The following is a 16238-nucleotide window of genomic DNA, read 5'->3' as shown; positions in this document are numbered from 1 at the left end:
TACCCGGCGACAGCCGCCGAACAGAACCGATCATGGAGTTTGAAAATGGCTAAGCGTCTCGATTACGACCGCATCGCACCCGCAGGGATGAAAGCGCTCGGCGGCGCCTACGGCTATGTCATGCAGAGCAATCTTCCTGCAACGCTTGTCACTCTGGTCTATCTGCGCATTTCGCAGATCAACGGCTGCGCCTACTGCCTCGACATGCACACGCGCGATCTGCTGAAGAGCGGACAGAAGATCGAAAAGATCGCGCTGGTGCAGACCTGGGCGGAAGGCGGTCGTCTCTTCGACGAGCGGGAGCGTGCCGCCCTCGCATGGGCCGAAACCGTGACCCGTGTGGCTGAAACCGGCATCCCGGATGAAGCTTACGAGGCCGCCCGCGCCGTGTTCGAGGAGCGCGAGCTCGTCGATCTCACCATCGCGATCGGCCTGATGAACGCCTACAATCGCATGGCAATCAGCTTCCGAAATACGCCACAGGCCGCGAAGGAGGAGATGGCAGCCTGACCGCGGTGCCAGACGGCAAAAGGGTAGACACATGCCTTCGACCGCGAAGGCATGTCCTGAGATCTCAGCGATGCAAGGCAGGAGCTTGATATGACCATCGCAATTTCCGGCGTGAAGATTCCCGACAGCAAGATCGCACGGGAGGCCGCCGAGCTGGTGCGCCAGTACGAAAACGACATGTTGTTCAACCACTCGGTCCGCGTCTTTGTATTCGGCGCGATCAAGGGGCATCGGCAAAATCTAAAATTCGATTCCGAGCTGCTCTACATCGCGGCGCTGTTCCACGATCTCGGACTCGTCGACCATTACCACACGCAGACCAAGCGGTTTGAAGTTGATGGCGCCGATGCCGCCCGCGAATTTCTGAGGGGGCACGGCATTGACGAGCCAAAAGCCGATCTGGTTTGGGAGGCGATCGCGTTACATACGACACCTGGAATTCCACAATACATGCGGCCGGAAATCGCTCTCACGAATGCGGGTGTTTTGGTCGACGTCGTGGGGATTGGCTATGATGAATACACGCCAGAGCAGCGCGACCAGGTGACCACCGCATTTCCGCGCGGTGATTTCAAGAATGACTTCCTTCAGATCCAAACCTGCTCGGCCTTGAAGAAGCCGCAGACCACGTTCGGCACGGTCAATTTCGATTACATCGCAGATCACGATCCCACATTTCACAAGCCGAACGCGTGCACGCGCATTCGCAACACGCCTTGGCAGAGCTGAGCCCCTTCGGCGCGGTGTTCGAGTTTTGCCTCGTTGAACTTACGGCGACGGGGCGGCCGGGAGCGTTACGCCGACGTTCGGCCGCGGAACGGCCGGCCAAGGGCTTTTCGGAGCCGGCGTCGCCGCCGCGCATGACGCCGCAAGCTGCGGCCACACTGACGTCAGGCCCGTCAACTCGATGTCGAATTTTGTGATGTCCGCCTTGTCGTCGGATATCAGCGTGGTCTCGCGGACATGCAGGGAGCGGGACGCCAGTATCGCCTTGACCATGTCGGGATCGATGCTGCCGCGCCATACTTCATATTTTCCGGCCCGCAATGCAGACCCTTCGGCCCTCTTCTCCGGAGCGGCGTCGGCCGTCACCAGGATGGTGCTTTTGCCGACGGCCGTCTCGTCGATCTCGACCGCGAACGTCAGCGGCACGCGCTTTCCGCCTTCGCAGGACAGACGCCATTCCATGGGCCGGAACGACGCGCCGTTCTCCTTCTTCAGCATCGCGAACTTGCGGACGAAGGGGCGCGCTTCCTTTTCCAGCTTCCACGCCGTTTCGGCAAGCGAACGCGTGTCGATGCCGAAACGATAGAGCTCGGCGCGCGTCAGCATGTGCAGGTTTTCGAACTTCACCGTCCTGATCAGATCGTCAAGCTCGCGGCTGATCCCCATCGCCGCGATGAACGCAGTGCGATCGCGATCGGCCCTCGCCATCCGACGTTGTCTGTATTCCGCGACCGCCGCCGGAGGCGGATGCCCGTGAAAGGCAAGGACCAGCCTGGAATTATGGACCGCCAGCGCGGCGTCGGGGGCGACCTCGCGCGATGTCGCTCCGAGCAACAGGTAACCGCAGGCCGAGTTGCACATTGCGTGATAAGTCGTGAGCTCGGCTTCCACCTCGCCGCCCGCGGTCTTGATCTTCAGGCACGCGGCGTCCACCTGCGTGCCCGCGGCGCACGCCGTCGCGATGGTCCGGCCAACCCGGGCGATCGCCTTGCGGCTGCGCAACAACCGCCCGATGACATAGGACTGCTCCACGTTTCCGCCGGGTGAATAGAGGTAGATCGGACGCTGCGTGTCCTTGACGCCGGCGAGGAAGCGGCGGATGCGCGGCGCAGCGTCCTGGTCGATATCGCCCTCGATGGCGATCCAGCGGTCGCAGCCTGGTCCGCATGCGTCGGGTGGTCCCTTGGCAAGATAGATCGTCAGCCTGGACGCAAATCCAGTCTTCTCGGCCGGCGTCCCTTCGGCATGCAATGCGCCAGGAAGCAACAGCGAGGCCAGGACAAGCAGACGACGGGCGAGCATTGAAAGGACGGGGACCACGCGCGGTGAAAAGCAGAGATCGATGTTACACGACGATCCGCGCTGCCACAACTTTTGGTGGCGTGTCCGCGTGCCTGTCCGCGACGTCTGGATTGGCAATCGGACCGCCAGGTGGGAGCAGGCAGAACGGCATCTCCGAGGGGGCGGTGATGGCGGGAACCTAAATGCCATCATGCGGTTATCGCGCAGACAATTTGCGCGACCGTCTGCATAACTCAGAAAGTCAGGCGGGCTACCTGTGGTCGAAGCGAACAGCAGCGGGATGATCGAACAGCTGGCTCCTCGCGGAGCCAGGAAAGTGGCAGGGGAAGACCAATGACGACAGCGACCGAGGTCCGCTCGGCCGATCGCAATTCCGTCTTAGCCACACTCGGCGACTACATCCGGGAGATCAGCAATCCCGACGATCTCGCCTATGCCGCGGCAGAGCTGCTCGGCCGCAGCCTGAACGTCAGCCGGGCCGGCTATGGCACGGTCGACACCTCAGCCGAGACCATCACCATTGTCCGCGACTGGAACGCACCGGGCATCCTGAGCCTCGCAGGCGTGCTGCGCTTCCGCGACTATGGCAGCTACATCGAAGATCTCAAGCGGGGCGAGACCGTCATCTGTGCCGATGCGGAAAAAGACCCTCGTGTCGGCGATCGTGCCGGGGCCCTCGAGGCGATCTCTGCGCGTGCGCTCGTCAACATGCCGATCTCGGAGCCCGACGGGGTCGTGGCGCTGCTGTATTTGAACAATGCCGGGCCGCGCGAATGGAGCCCCGAAGAGCTGGAGCTTATTCGCGATGTTGCCGAGCGCACGCGCACGGCCGTCGAGCGTCGCCGTGCGGAGACGGTTGTGCGGGAGAACGAAGCCCGCCTGTTTTTCCTGGACGCACTCAACAAGGAGACGGCCAGGACCCGCGATGCCGACGGCGTGATGGCGGTCACGACCAAAATGGTCGGCGAGCATCTCGGCGTCTCGAACTGCGCCTATGCCGACATGGACCCGGACCAGGACGGCTTCATGATACGCGGCGATTGGGCCGCGCCCGGCGCAATGCATATCATCGGTCACTACAGTCTCGCCGACTTTGGCAAAAAGGCGGTGCGAGAGTTGGGCGCGGGCAGGCCGCTCATCATCAATGACAATTTAAGGGAGATTGCGCCTGAGGAAGCCGCCACTTTCCAGAACATCGGGATCGGTTCGACGATTTGCATGCCCTTGGTGAAAGAAGGGCGCCTGACCGCCCTGATGGCGATTCATCACCGCGGCCCGCACCAGTGGACGCCGCGCGAACTCGCCTTGCTCACCGAAGTGACCGAGCGGTCGTGGGCCCACATCGAGCGCGTCCGATCGGAACAGGCAGCGCGGGAGGCGGCCGAACGACTTACACTTGCGAACAAGGCGGCTGGTATCGGCACCTGGGACTACGACCCGGTCAACAACGTTCTTCGATGGGATAGCCGCTGCAAGGAGGTGTTCGGTTTATCGCCGGACGCCGAAGTCAGCTATGAAGGGTCGTTCCTGAAGGGGCTTCATCCCGAGGACAGGCAGCGCGCCCATGAGGCCGTCTCCGCAGCGCTGACGCCGCACGCGCCGCCAAACTACAACATGGAATACCGGACCATTGGTATCGAGGATGGGGTCGAGCGCTGGATCGCCGCGACCGGTCAAGCCATCTTTGCCAACGGCCAGGCTGTTCGGTTCATCGGAACGGTTCTGGATATTACCGCGCAAAAGAAAACCGAGCGTCATCTCAGAATACTGAACGATACCGGCGCCTCGGTCTCTCGCGAACGCGACCTCGACAAGATCGTCCAGATCGTGACGGATGCCGGCGTCGGACTGACGGGTGCTCAATTCGGCGCCTTTTTCTACAACGTTCTGGCGCCCGATGGCGGCAGTTACATGCTGTATTCGCTGTCGGGTGCGCCGCGATCCGCGTTTGAAAACTTTCCGATGCCCCGCAACACCGCCGTCTTTGGCCCGACCTTCGAGGGCTCCGGCGTGGTGAGGTCCGACGACATCCTGCAGGACCCCCGCTATGGCAAGAACGCGCCGCGGAAAGGCATGCCCGAGGGCCATCTTCCGGTCCGATCCTACCTGGCGGTCCCTGTGATCTCGCGCACCGGCGAAGTCCTCGGCGGACTGTTCTTCGGTCACGCCGAGACGGGTAAATTCCAGGCAGAGCATGAGGCCGCATTGCTTGGGATTGCCGGCCATGCTGCCACCGCTATCGACAACGCCCAGCTCTTGACCCGGCTCGAAGCGCTCAATGCCGGATTAGAGAAACGTGTTGCCGACGAAATCGCCGAGCGCATGAAAGCTGAAGAGCAATTGCGGCAATCCCAGAAGATGGAAGCCGTCGGGCAATTGACCGGAGGCATTGCCCACGACTTCAACAATATGCTGGCCGTGATTCTCGGCAGCCTGAATCTTGCCAAGCGGCGGCTCGGCAGGGGAGAGGTCAGCATAGACCGCTTCATCGAGGGCGCCATCGACGGTGCAAATCGCGCCGCCACGTTGACGCAGAGGCTGCTCGCGTTCTCGCGCCAGCAGCCTCTCGCGCCTGAAGTCGTCGACATCAACAAGATGGTCGGCGGGATGAGCGAGCTGCTCGAGCGATCGCTTGGCGAGCTAATCCGCCTCGAGACGATGCTGGCGGCTGGCCTCTGGCGGGTCAAGGTAGACCCGGCCCAGCTCGAAAGCGCCATGATCAATCTCGCGGTCAATGCGCGCGATGCCATGCCAAAGGGCGGCAGACTGACGATAGAAACCAGCAACGCCTCGATCGATCGAATGTATGCTCGCGAGTATGCACTCGCTCCGGGGCAGTACGTTCTCGTGGCGGTGACGGACAACGGCACGGGAATTCCGGCCGATGTGCTCGGCAAGGTGTTCGATCCGTTTTTCACGACCAAGGTGGTGGGCAAGGGCACCGGCCTCGGCCTCAGTCAGGTCTACGGTTTCGTGCGGCAGTCGGGCGGCCATGTCAAAATTGACTCGGAAGTCGATGTTGGCACGACCGTGAAGATCTACCTTCCACGCTTCGCCGGTGAGGAAGCGGGCTCAGATCTGTCGCAGGAAGAGATACCCGCCGGTGCAAGCCATCAGAACGAGACCATTCTCGTCGTGGAAGACGACGAGCGCGTCCGCAGCATGTCTTCCGAAAGCCTGCGCGAACTTGGCTACACCGTCGTCGAGGCAGCCAGCGCCAAAGAGGCGATCAGGACCATCGAAAATGGCTTCGTTCCGGATCTGCTGTTCACGGATGTCGTCATGCCCGACATGACCGGCGCCGAGCTTGCGGCCGAGCTGTCGAGACGATACCCGGCGCTGAAAGTGCTGTTCACCACCGGCTACACGCGCAATGCAATCGTTCACAATGGCGTGCTCGATGCCGGCAAGCATCTGCTTCCGAAGCCCTTCGCTATCGAAGACCTGGCTGCCAAAGTCCGCATCTTGCTCGACGAGATCTGAACGCGGCTTGGAAACGATCCCTTCCGTTTGCAAGCCGCCGTGACAAGGGCTATGTCCCGGCTTTCGGAAGAGCATGACATGACAATCTCGGATGACGAGGACCTCGCGCGCCTGAAAGAGATCGGGCGCATCGTCGCCAATATCCTGGAGGCAATGGGGAAGGCGCTCGAGCCGGGCATGACGACCTCCGAGCTCGACCAGATCGGGCGAACCTTGCTGGAGGCTGCCGGCGCACGTTCGGCTCCGGAGCTGGCCTACGACTTTCCGGGCGCGACCTGCATCAGCGTGAACGAGGAGATCGCTCATGGCATCCCGGGCGATCGGCGGATCGCGCGTGGGGACCTCGTGAACATCGACGTGTCAGCCGAGAAGAACGGCTTGTTTGCGGATACGGGAGCGTCGTTCGCCGTTCCACCCGCAACCCGCGCGGTCGAACGTCTTTGCAGAGACGGCCGGCGGGCGATGTGGACGGGCCTGCAGCAGGTTGGAGCCGGCAAACCGATTGCCGGAATCGGTCAGGCCATCGGGACCTTTGCGCGGAAGAACGGTTACAGCCTGGTCAGGAATCTTGCCAGCCATGGCGTCGGCCTGTCGCTCCACGAGGAGCCGACGGAGATCGCAACTTGGCCCGACCGCTCCGAACGCCGCGTCATGAGCGAAGGCCTGGTGTTCACCGTCGAGCCGTTCCTGTCTCTTGGCGCCGAATGGGCACAGGATGGTGACGATCCGTGGACGCTCTACAGCAGCCCCGAGGCGCCGACCGTTCAATACGAGCACACGGTCATCGCCACGCGAAGTGGACCGTTGATCGTGACGATGGCTGGATAAGGAGGCGTCCTCAAGCCACCGGATCTCGGGCAGCATCCGAACGGCTTCGATCATCCGGCGCCAGCGGCGGCGCCGGTCTCGCCGACCAGATTGAGTGCCGAGCGTGGCGCCGGAAGCTTTAATTGACGCGCCGCGAGCGGCGAGGGGACTTCTTCTGCGCAAAATACGGGTTCGCCACACACGTCGCTGACCGACCGACGGCCAAAAATCTGCACTGCTCGAGCGAGGCGTAGCGGCAATCGAAATAGCCGACGGGACCGTAGATCTGCATACAGACCGGATAGCTCGGATCGTAGGTCTGCGCGTGCGCAGGTGCGCCCGCGAGGAGCAGGCCGATCGCGAACAGTGCGAGGCGGGCGCGGCGCATCTCAGCGCGGCACGTAATAACCGGGTGAATAACCCGGCACCTGTGTGCGCGGCCTGTTCTGATATGCATAGGGGTCGTCGCTCTGGCCTGCGAAATACGGGTTCGCGATACAGGTGAGGGCGCGGCCCGACGAACTCGCCTGGCACTGCGCGTAAGTGTCGAACGTGCAATTGCTCAGCCCCGGCCATTCATCGCCGGTGAGACAAAAGGCATGGTGAGTGCCGAACGCGCGCGCCGGCGTGCTTGCGTCGAGCGTGAGCGCAAATGTGGCGAGTGCGAGCGAAAATGTGGCGACAATGGGGAGGGCAGTTCGTCTGCGCATTCAATTCTCCAATCACGCGAACGTGCGCGCGACGTTGTCACGCGCTCGTGCTGCAGATGTCGTGTAGCCGACGATGGAACTCATGAAAACACTTGTTTCAAAGGGTTTCCCGCGCGCGCTGGTAAATCTTCATTAATGAAGCGCGATCCTTTGGCGCGGACTGTGGCGTCGAGGTTACAGCAATTCCGTCGAGCGCTGTTATGACGACGCCACGGCCCGGGGGCCTAACGACGAAACTGGAACGGGAATCAAATGAACAAGAATCTGTTGCTTGCTGCTGTGAGCCTTGTCGCGCTCGGCGCGGCTGCACCGGCGGTGGCTGCTGACCTCGCTGCGCGGCCTTACACCAAAGCGCCGGCGATGGTTGCCGCGATCTACGACTGGAGCGGCTTCTACATCGGTATCAACGGCGGCGGCGGTTCCGCCCATTCGACCTGGGATGTCGTCGGCGGTGGCCGCGAGGGTTCGCACGATGCGACCGGCGGCACGGTCGGCGGTCAGATCGGCTACCGCATGCAGTCGGGCCAGTGGGTGTTCGGCATCGAAGGTCAGGGCAACTGGGCCGACTTCTCGGGCGACAACGTCAGCGCGCTGTTCGCGACCCGCAACCGCTCCAAGATCGACTCGTTCGGTCTGATCACCGGTCAGATCGGCTACGCCTGGAACAACGTCCTCATTTACGCCAAGGGCGGTGCGGCTGTCGCCGGCAGCAAGTATGAAGTCTCGACCCTGGGCGGCGCGCTGCTGTCCTCGAACGATCAGACCCGTTGGGGTGGCACGGTCGGTGCCGGCCTCGAGTACGGTTTCGCTCCGAACTGGTCGGTTGGCGTCGAGTACAACCATATCTTCCTGCAGGACAAGAACGTCACCTTCGCGCTGGTGCCCTCGACCGACCGCATCCGTCAGGACGTCGACATGGGCCTCGTCCGCCTGAACTACAAGTTCGGCGGCCCGAGCCTCGGCCGTTACTGAGCAGAAGCCTGATACCGATCGCTCGACTTCGAGCGGTCGGCGAAAGCCCCGGCCATCGGCCGGGGCTTTTTGTTGTTCAACTTCAGCAGGTTAACCATTCCGCTTCGAGACGGTCGAGACGGCTTGACTCCCAAGAACGAAATGAGAACAATGTTCTTCATACGTTCTCACCATGGAGCAGGCCATGTTCAGGATTTTCGTCGAAGAAGCCGCCGCGCTAGCCTCGATCGCGCTGTTTGTCGGGATGATCGCGATCTGGGCCCAAGTGCTCCCGCAGCTCTAGGCGCGGGCCAGGTTGGGGAAAAGCAGGACGACGCGGCCGATCGGCCGTTCCGGCGTGGACTCTGGCAGCGTGACACCCCACCATTGTGAGGCGAGTCGGCCGGGCGCGTGCAGGATGCCGCCGGTGCCGGTCACCGCTCCATCTCATCTGCAAGAGGCCGTCACGCGACCATGCCGAGCGCCGGATTTGTCCACCTTCACGTTCACTCGGCCTATTCGCTGCTCAAGGGCTCGATCAAGATCGCCAAGCTCGCCGAGCTAGCCAAGAAAGACCATCAGCCGGCGCTGGCGCTGACAGACACCGACAACATGTTCGGTGCGCTGGAGTTCTCCGACAAGATGGCGGGCTCCGGCATCCAGCCGATCGTCGGCTGCGAGCTCGCGATCGAATTCGGCGATCAGGATCCCACTGCCCGCAACGCGCTTCTGCCCTCGCGCGTGGTGCTGCTGGCCGCGCAGGAGCGTGGCTATCGCAGCCTGATGCGGCTGAACTCGCGCGCATTCCTGGAGACGCCCGACACTCATGCTCCCCACATCAAGTTCGACTGGCTCGAAGGCGAGACCGAAGGCCTGATCGCGCTGACGGGCGGTCCGGACGGGCCGATCTCGCTGGCGCTTGCCGGCGGTTATAGCGAACTCGCGGCGGCGCGCTGCGAGCGTCTCGCCAGCCTGTTCGGGGACCGCCTCTACATCGAATTGCAGCGCCACAACACCGAGAAGGAGCGGCGGGTCGAAAGCCACCTGATCGACATCGCCTACACCAAGGGCCTGCCGCTGGTTGCGACCAACGAGCCGTATTTCGCCGCGAGCGACGATTACGAGGCCCATGACGCGCTGCTCTGCATCGCCGGCGGGCGGCTGATCGCGGAGACCGAGCGCGAGCAGCTCACGCCCGATCACCGCTTCAAGACCCGCGCCGAGATGGCGGTGCTGTTCGCCGACATTCCGGAGGCGCTGGCCTCGACGGTCGAGATTGCCGAGCGCTGCTCGTTCCGGCCGATGACGCGCAAGCCGATCCTCCCGTTCTTCACGGTCGGCGCTGCTGCAAGCTCCGATGCCGCCTCCGTCGAGGCGGCCGAATTGAAGCGGCAGGCAGAGGAGGGGCTCGCCAACCGTCTGCGCGTGCACGGGCTGTCGCAAGGCACGACGGAAGAAGATTACAACGCGCGGCTGGCGTTCGAGCTCGACGTCATCATGCGCATGAAGTACGCGGGCTACTTCCTGATCGTCTCCGACTTCATCAAATGGGCGAAGGGGCAGGGCATTCCGGTCGGGCCGGGCCGCGGCTCCGGCGCAGGCTCGCTGGTTGCGTGGGCGCTGACCATCACCGACCTCGACCCGATCAAGTTCGGCCTGCTGTTCGAGCGCTTCCTCAATCCGGAACGCGTCTCGATGCCTGACTTCGACATCGACTTCTGCCAGGACCGCCGCGGCGAGGTGATCAGGTACGTCCAGGAGCGCTACGGTCGCGACCAGGTCGCGCAGATCATCACCTTCGGTACGCTGCAGGCGCGCGGCGTGCTCCGCGACGTCGGCCGCGTGCTGCAGATGCCCTATGGCCAGGTCGACAAGCTCACAAAGCTCGTGCCGCAGAATCCGGCCGCGCCGGTGACGCTTGCGGCGGCGATCGAGAGCGAGCCGAAGCTCCAGGCGTTCCGCGACGAGGACCCGGTGGTGGCGCGCGCCTTCGACATCGCCCAGCGCCTCGAAGGCCTGACCCGCCACGCCTCGACACATGCGGCCGGCATCGTGATCGGCGATCGCCCGCTGAGCGAACTCGTGCCGATGTATCGCGATCCCAAGTCCGACATGCCGGTGACCCAGTTCAACATGAAATGGGTCGAGCCGGCCGGCCTCGTGAAATTCGACTTCCTCGGTCTGAAGACGCTGACCGTGCTCGACGTCGCGTGCAAACTGCTCAAGCCGCGCGACATCCATGTCGATCTCGCGACGCTGCCGATCGACGATGCCGAAAGCTACCAGATGCTGGCGCGCGGCGAGGTGGTCGGCGTGTTCCAGGTTGAAAGTCAGGGCATGCGGCGCGCGCTGGTCGACATGCGCCCCGACCGTTTCGAGGACATCATCGCGCTGGTCGCACTCTACCGACCGGGTCCGATGGCGAACATCCCGACCTATTGCGCGCGCAAGCACGGCGACGAGGAGCCGGAATATCTCCACCCCGTACTGGAGCCGATTCTCAAGGAGACCTTCGGCGTCATCATCTACCAGGAACAGGTGATGCAGATCGCGCAGGTGATGTCGGGCTATTCGCTCGGCGACGCCGACCTGTTGCGCCGCGCCATGGGCAAGAAGATCCGCGCCGAGATGGAGAAGCAGCGCGAGATCTTCGTCGCAGGCGCAGTGAAGAACGGCGTGCCAAAGGGGCAGGCCGACACCATCTTCGAGCTGCTGGCGAAATTCGCCGACTACGGCTTCAACAAGAGCCACGCGGCGGCCTACGCACTGGTGTCCTACCACACCGCCTACATGAAGGCGCATTATCCGGTGGAGTTCATCGCGGCGTCGATGACGCTCGATCTCAACAATACCGACAAGCTGTCCGAATTCCGCGCCGAGGCGCAGCGCCTCGGCATCAAGGTCGAGCCGCCCAACGTCAACCGTTCCGGCGCGACTTTCGAGGTCGGCGACAAGACCATCTACTACGCGCTCGCGGCGCTGAAGGGCGTCGGCATTGCGGCCGTCGAGCAGATCATCGCGGAGCGGACCAAAAACGGCCTGTTCACCTCGCTCGCCGACTTTGCCGCGCGGGTGTCGCCGCGCGCGATCAACAAGCGCATCATCGAAAGCCTCGCCGCCGCGGGCGCCTTCGACACGCTGGAGCCGAACCGGGCGCGGGTCTTCGCCGGCGCCGACTCGATTCTCGCCGCATGCCAGCGGGCGAACGAAGCTGCAACCATCGGCCAGAACGATATGTTCGGCAGCTCGGCCGATGCGCCGACCATCATGCTGCCGCAGATCGAGCCCTGGTTGCCGGCCGAGCGGCTGCGCCGCGAATATGACGCGATCGGTTTCTTCCTGTCGGGACATCCGCTCGACGATTACGCCACCGTGCTCAAGCGGCTGCGCGTACAGTCCTGGGCCGAGTTCTCGCGCGCGGTGAAGACCGGCGCCACGGCCGGCAAGGTCGCGGCCACCGTGGTGTCGCGCATGGAGCGGCGGACCAAGACCGGCAACAAGATGGGCATCATGGGGCTCTCTGACCCCACGGGTCACTTCGAGGCGGTGCTGTTCTCCGAAGGCCTCGCGCAATATCGCGACGTGCTGGAGCCGGGCGCGGCGGTGCTGCTCCAGCTCGGCGCCGAGCTTCAGGGCGAGGACGTCCGCGCGCGTGTGCTCCACGCCGAACCTCTGGATGACGCCGCGGCCAAGACGCAGAAGGGCCTGCGCATCTTCGTGCGCGACACCAAGCCGCTGGAATCGATCGCCAAGCGTCTCGCCGGCCCCGACATGGCTTCGAACGGTGCCGGGCCGAAGGTCGGCAGTCCCGGCACCGCGCCCCGCTCCAACGGCGACGGCGAGGTCTCGCTGGTCATGATGCTCGACCTCGAGACCGAGGTCGAGATGAAGCTGCCCGGCCGCTTCAAGGTCTCGCCGCAGATCGCCGGCGCCATCAAGGCCGTCGCCGGCGTCGTGGACGTGCAGCAGCTCTAGCGACACGCACGGTGTTGCATGCGGTTGCATGTTTTGCGTGGGGGATGCTACCGCCCTGTTGCAACCTGTCGCTGTTTTCCGTTAGCATGCGCTCGGGGAAAATCTGGGGGCGTGATGCTATTGCGTGGGCTGGTATTGCTCGTGGCTGCGGCACTGCTGTGCGGCTGTGAGACGGCGAGGAGCGGGCTGGGATATTCGGAGACGGTACGAAAGTTGGGTCCGCCGAAAGCCGGGCAGGCCCGCGTCGTCGTGTTTCGCGAGAAAGGCTTCGGCGGCATCGGCGATCCGGACTGGGAGTTTTCCCTCGACGGTACGCCGATCAAGGGCCTGAAGACCGGGACATATGTCTATGTCGATCGCCCGGCAGGCCAGCACCAGTTCGTAGCAGAGGAAGCGGCGCTCGGCGTCACGCGCGTGGACTTCTCGGCTCAGTCCGGCCAGACCGTGTTCTTCGTAGCGCGCTTCAGTCAGCGCAAGAGCGCCATGATCGCGAACGCGAGCACTGGGGTGCTGGGCTGGGGTCTCACGCTCGCGATGACGTCCGGCTACAAGAATCAGGGGCCGCTGGATTTCCTGCCCTTGGATGAACCGGCCGCCAGGACGACGATCGCAGAGCTTCGGTTGGCGGAATAGCCGCCGCGGGAATTCGAGCTCCGCCCGCACCGTCATTTGTGGTGTCGTCACATTGTTGCGGCTATGATCGCAGTAAGGCCGTTCGTCCATCGCGCCGGGAGGGAACGTGACATGTGCGACCAGTGCAATGAATTCCCACATGAGAGGATCGCGCCGTCGCGACGATCCGCGATGTTGTTGGGTGCCTCGGCGCTCGGCCTTGCCCTGACCGGCAGAGCCTTCGCCAAGGAGACCAAGGCGCCACCCAAGCCGCAGAACGTGCTGTCGCCCGACGCATCATTGAAGCGCCTGATGGAAGGCAATGCGCGCTATGTCGACGGCGTGTCGCGGCGTCACGATTTCAAGCACGAGCGCGAGGCGCTGGTCGGCGGACAGAATCCGTTCGCGGCCGTGCTGAGCTGTGCCGATTCGCGCATTGCGCCGGAATATGCCTTCGACACCGGCCGCGGCGATCTGTTCGTTTGCCGCGTCGCAGGAAATTTTGCCGGCACCGAAACCATCGCCAGCATGGAATACGCGGTGGCCGTGCTGAATACGCCGCTGATCCTCGTGCTCGGCCATGACGCTTGCGGTGCGGTCGATGCGACGCTGAAGGCGATCAAGGACAACAAGCCGCCGCCGGGCCACATCCCCTCGCTCGTCGATGCGATCGCGCCCGCCGCCAAGGCTGCGATGCAGCAGGGTGGTGGGGACGTCCTCGACAAGGCGATCCGGCAGAACGTCATCGACAACGTCGCGAAGCTGAAGTCAGCAACGCCGATCCTCAATGCGGCCGTGGAGCAGGGCAAGCTGAAGGTCGTCGGCGGCATCTATCGGCTCACGACGGGAACGGTCGACCTGATCGCGCAGATCTGACGAGGCGGACCGGCTCGCGCCGGTTCGTTGTGGCGAGGCTGACGCAGGCGCCCTGGCGTTGGTGTCGGGCGCCATCCCGCCGCCTCAATCCAAGCCTTCGCTATTTGGAAGCCTTTCGTTCAAGTGCCATTCAGCTGGCCGCGCGCCTGATGCGTGGCGGCACCTCAACAACAAAAACGGGCAAGCAAGCCATGCGTGGGACGCTCAGAGCCTTCATTTGCCTCCTCCTGCCGATCGCGGTCCTTGCCGCGGGCGCGCCGGATCCGGCGCGTGCGCAGCAGCAGGAAAAGCGTATCGCGCTCGTGGTCGGCAACGGCGCCTATGCCAAGTCGCCGCTGGCGACGACGGCAAACGATGCCGGCCTGATCGCGCAGACGCTGCAGGCGGCGGGCTTCGACGTCGTCGGCGCCCGCGACCTCGACGGCGACACGCTGCGCAAGAGCTTTCGCGATTTCATCCAGAAGGCGCAGGCCTCAGGCCCGGGCACCGTCGCGATGGTCTATCTCGCCGGCTATGGCGTGCAGCTTGCGGGCGAGAACTACTTCATCCCGGTCGATTCCAACATCACCCGCGACACCGACATTCCGACCGAAGGCCTGCGCATCGGCGACTATCTCCGCCAGCTGGCTTCCGTTCCGCTCAAGGCCAACATCATCGTGCTCGACGCTGCGCGGGCGCAGCCCTTCGTGGAGGGCGGCCAGCAGATCGCGAGCGGACTTGCGCTGGTCGAGCCCGACGCCAACATGCTGATCGCGTTCAATGCAGCGCCCGGCACGGTGGCGCCCGAGGAGCCCGGACCTTACGGCATCTATGCGCAGTCGCTGGCGGAGATGATCCGCACCGGCGGCCTGCCGCTGCCCGAGGTGTTCGACCGCGTTCGCCTGCGCGTCAACGAGGCCAGCAAGGGCGCGCAGGTGCCCTGGAACGAGCAGAAGATATCGGCGCAGTTCTCGTTCTTCGAGCGCGGGCCCGATGCTCCGCCGCCTGCAGCCGCGCCCGACCAGGTCGCCGCGATCCGCAACAAGCCGATCCGCGATCTCGGCGTGCAGGATGCCTATGCCGCCGCGCTCACGCGCGACACGCTGCCGGCCTATGAAGAGTTTCTCTCCGCCTATCCCGGCGACCCGCTGTCGAAGCGCGTGATGGTGATCGTCGCGGCGCGCCGCGAGGCCATCACCTGGCGGCGGACCTATCGTACCGACACACCGGAAGCCTATTGGTCGTATCTGCGTCGCTATTCGCGCGGTCCACATGCGGCGGATGCGCGCCGGCGCCTGGCGATTCTCACCGCGCCGGCCGAGCCGCCGCCGAGCTTCGCGATGATCGACTACGACGTGCCGCCACCGCCGCCGGAGGAGGTGGTCTATGTCGACCGTCCCGTGCTGTATTTCAGCGATCCGGATTTTGGCTTCGCGCCGCCACCGCCGCCGCCGGTCTACTATCTGCCGCCGCCGCCGCCGGATTTCGTCGTGCTGTCGCCGCCGATGCCGGTGATCGGCCTGTTCGTGCTGCCGCAGCCGATGTTCGTGCCGATTCCTGTGTTCGTCAGGCCGCCGGTCTATGTCGCACCCCCGCCGAACAACATCATCTATCAGAACATCCATAATAGGACGGTCATCAACACGGTGATCAACCAGCCGCCGGCACCCCCGGCGGCGGGTGCGGGTACCGGAGCGGGACCGGGCAATCTCACGCCGACCATTGCCGGGCGCACCAATCCGGCTAGTCCAGCCATGCCGCAGGCGGTCGTGCAGCGCGCCGCCCTGATTCAGCAGGGCAAGGCGCCGATGCCGCCGAGCGCGACGATGCGGCCGACGGCGAGGCCAGGAACGCCTCCGACGACGCCCGCCAATGTCGCGCCGACCGGTACGCCATCTCCGACTCCATCTGCCATTCCATCTGCCACGCCACCGGCCAAGCTGCCCCAAGCCAACACGCTGCCCGTTCCCGGCACCCATGGGGGTCCACCTGTACCGCCAACGGGGGCCGGGCCTCTGCCGGGCGGCAGACCCGGGCTGCCCACGGCCACTGCACCCGGCGCGCCGCTGCCGACCCATTCGGGAGCGCCTGCGGGGGCGCCGACCACTGCTGCTCCCGGCACCACGCCGCCAGCCCATCCCGGTGCGCCGACCGGCGCGTCGGCGACTGCGCCCACGGCGACAAACCCGGCCGCTGTGCCTGGCCAACCGCCGAAGCAGCCGGTAGCCCAGGCCCCGCCCGGGACCGGGCCTGGGGACCATGGCAGGTCCGCGACCCGCGAGCCGCCTGGTTCGCCGCCGGCTGTCC

General features: G+C 64.3%; 13 protein-coding genes. 9 read left to right on the top strand and 4 right to left on the bottom strand.

What is annotated here, in order from left to right; all coding sequences use genetic code 11:
- Nucleotides 1-45 precede the first annotated feature (45 nt).
- Together BRA1417_RS0125335 and BRA1417_RS0125330 are read left to right on the top strand one after the other, a co-directional pair.
- Nucleotides 46-510 (top strand): carboxymuconolactone decarboxylase family protein, encoded by a 465-nt coding sequence (locus BRA1417_RS0125335; protein WP_027518209.1) that lies wholly within the window; start codon nt 46-48, stop codon nt 508-510.
- A gap of 90 nt (nt 511-600) precedes the next feature.
- Nucleotides 601-1239 carry an HD domain-containing protein gene (locus tag BRA1417_RS0125330; protein WP_027518208.1) on the top strand — a complete coding sequence of 213 codons (639 nt, stop codon included), beginning with the start codon at nt 601-603 and terminating at the stop codon, nt 1237-1239.
- 39 nt (nt 1240-1278) lie between these two features.
- On the opposite strand, the gene BRA1417_RS0125325 is transcribed toward BRA1417_RS0125330, so the two are convergent.
- Complete coding sequence (locus BRA1417_RS0125325) at nt 1279-2538, bottom strand: hypothetical protein (protein ID WP_027518207.1); 1260 nt, start codon at nt 2536-2538, stop codon at nt 1279-1281.
- A 333-nt stretch (nt 2539-2871) separates the two neighbouring features.
- Between BRA1417_RS0125325 and BRA1417_RS0125320 the strand changes: the two genes are divergently transcribed.
- Both BRA1417_RS0125320 and map read left to right on the top strand, forming a co-directional pair.
- Nucleotides 2872-6021: a GAF domain-containing protein gene (locus tag BRA1417_RS0125320; RefSeq protein ID WP_027518206.1), complete on the top strand. Its 3150-nt coding sequence runs from the start codon at nt 2872-2874 to the stop codon at nt 6019-6021.
- Between the two features lie 78 nt (nt 6022-6099).
- Nucleotides 6100-6849 carry a type I methionyl aminopeptidase gene (map, locus tag BRA1417_RS0125315; protein ID WP_027518205.1) on the top strand — a complete coding sequence of 250 codons (750 nt, stop codon included), beginning with the start codon at nt 6100-6102 and terminating at the stop codon, nt 6847-6849.
- Nucleotides 6850-6967: 118 nt separating this feature from the next.
- Here the strand turns inward: map and BRA1417_RS0125310 are convergent, their stop codons facing one another.
- Nucleotides 6968-7216, bottom strand: coding sequence for a DUF3551 domain-containing protein (locus tag BRA1417_RS0125310; RefSeq protein ID WP_027518204.1), 249 nt, complete (start codon nt 7214-7216; stop codon nt 6968-6970).
- A 1-nt stretch (nt 7217) separates the two neighbouring features.
- Nucleotides 7218-7538, bottom strand: a complete 321-nt coding sequence (locus BRA1417_RS0125305; protein ID WP_027518203.1) for a DUF3551 domain-containing protein — start codon at nt 7536-7538, stop codon at nt 7218-7220.
- 252 nt (nt 7539-7790) lie between these two features.
- Between BRA1417_RS0125305 and BRA1417_RS0125300 the strand changes: the two genes are divergently transcribed.
- Complete coding sequence (locus BRA1417_RS0125300; RefSeq protein ID WP_027518202.1) at nt 7791-8510, top strand: outer membrane protein; 720 nt, start codon at nt 7791-7793, stop codon at nt 8508-8510.
- A gap of 279 nt (nt 8511-8789) precedes the next feature.
- Here the strand turns inward: BRA1417_RS0125300 and BRA1417_RS44280 are convergent, their stop codons facing one another.
- The gene (locus BRA1417_RS44280; RefSeq protein ID WP_156948916.1) at nt 8790-8927 is read right to left on the bottom strand and encodes a hypothetical protein; all 138 of its coding nucleotides are present in this window, start codon (nt 8925-8927) and stop codon (nt 8790-8792) included.
- A gap of 36 nt (nt 8928-8963) precedes the next feature.
- On the opposite strand from BRA1417_RS44280, the gene dnaE reads away from it, so the two are divergent.
- From dnaE to BRA1417_RS40825, 4 genes are all read left to right on the top strand, one after another.
- Nucleotides 8964-12464, top strand: coding sequence for a DNA polymerase III subunit alpha (gene dnaE, locus BRA1417_RS0125280; RefSeq protein WP_027518201.1), 3501 nt, complete (start codon nt 8964-8966; stop codon nt 12462-12464).
- A gap of 114 nt (nt 12465-12578) precedes the next feature.
- Nucleotides 12579-13097 carry a hypothetical protein gene (locus BRA1417_RS40830; protein ID WP_027518200.1) on the top strand — a complete coding sequence of 173 codons (519 nt, stop codon included), beginning with the start codon at nt 12579-12581 and terminating at the stop codon, nt 13095-13097.
- Between the two features lie 111 nt (nt 13098-13208).
- Nucleotides 13209-13952 carry a carbonic anhydrase gene (locus BRA1417_RS0125270; RefSeq protein WP_027518199.1) on the top strand — a complete coding sequence of 248 codons (744 nt, stop codon included), beginning with the start codon at nt 13209-13211 and terminating at the stop codon, nt 13950-13952.
- Between the two features lie 191 nt (nt 13953-14143).
- Nucleotides 14144-16238 (top strand): caspase domain-containing protein (locus BRA1417_RS40825; protein WP_063628413.1); only part of this gene is annotated, 2095 nt, incomplete at its 3' end.

This window comes from Bradyrhizobium sp. WSM1417 (assembly GCF_000515415.1).
In the GTDB taxonomy this organism is placed as follows: domain Bacteria; phylum Pseudomonadota; class Alphaproteobacteria; order Rhizobiales; family Xanthobacteraceae; genus Bradyrhizobium.
The sequence above is the reverse complement of the archived record's forward strand: the minus strand, read 5'-3'. Positions and strand labels throughout refer to the sequence as shown.